The organism is Geodermatophilus chilensis (assembly GCF_002802985.1).
GTDB classification, from domain to species: domain Bacteria; phylum Actinomycetota; class Actinomycetes; order Mycobacteriales; family Geodermatophilaceae; genus Geodermatophilus; species Geodermatophilus chilensis.
On record NZ_NVPT01000361.1, the window covers coordinates 1 to 1,017 of the forward strand.

The following is a 1,017-nucleotide window of genomic DNA, read 5'->3' on the forward strand; positions in this document are numbered from 1 at the left end:
AGTCACCCTGCAGCGCACAGCGAGCAGATCGACGTCACGCTGCACGAGATCGTGCAGGCCGCCGTCGAGACCACCGGCGCCACCTACGGCGCGCTCGGTGTCCTCGACGACACCGGCGCGGCCTTCGAGCGCTTCGTCGTCGTCGGCATGGACGTCGCCGTCCGCGAGCGGATCGGCCGGCTGCCCGCCGGGACCGGCGTCCTGGGCCTGCTGCTGAAGCGGCCCGAGCCGCTGCGGCTGGACGACCTGACGAAGCACCCGGAGGCGGCCGGGTTCCCGCCCGGCCACCCGCCGATGCGCTCCTTCCTCGGGGCACCCGTCCGCGTCCGGGGCGCGGTGTTCGGCCACCTCTTCCTGACCGTCGAGCGCATCGGCGGGTTCACCGAGGCCGACGAGGCCGCGGCGGTCGCGCTGGCCGCGGGCGCCGGCCTGGCGATCGGCAACGCCGAGCTGGTCGAGCGCGCCGAGCACCGCCGCGCGTGGGCCCAGGCCGGCACCGACATCGCGACCGCCCTGCTCTCCGGCGCCGACCCCGACACCGTGCTGCGTTCCATCGGCGAGCAGGTCGCGGGGCTGGCCTCCGCCGACGTCGCCGGCGTGCTGGTGCCGGGTCCGGACGACGAGGACGCGCTCACCGTGGTCGTGGCCGTCGGCGTGGACAACGAGTACGCCGAGGGGGTGCGCCTGCCGCTGATCGACACCCAGCTCGGCCGGGCGCACCGCACCGGCACGCCGGTGCTCATCCCCGACGTCCGGACCGCCGCGGTCGGGGGGCAGCGCGCGCCGGTGCTCGGCGAGCTGACCCAGCGCTTCGGCCCCACGCTGGTGATCCCGCTGGGCGGCCGCCCGGCGCTGGGCACCGTCGTCGCCATGCGGCGGCGCGGGCGGGAACCCTTCGCGCCGGACACCCTCGAGCTCGCGTCGGCGTTCGCCGCGCAGGCGTCGGTGGCCCTCGAGCTCGCCCGCAGCCAGCTGCGGGAGCGACGGCTGCAGGTGCAGGCCGACCGGGACCGCATC

General features: G+C 76.9%; 1 protein-coding gene. It reads left to right on the top strand.

What is annotated here, in order from left to right; genetic code table 11:
• Positions 1-1,017 (top strand): GAF domain-containing protein (locus CNO22_RS27155; RefSeq protein ID WP_157937173.1); only part of this gene is annotated, 1,017 nt, incomplete at both ends.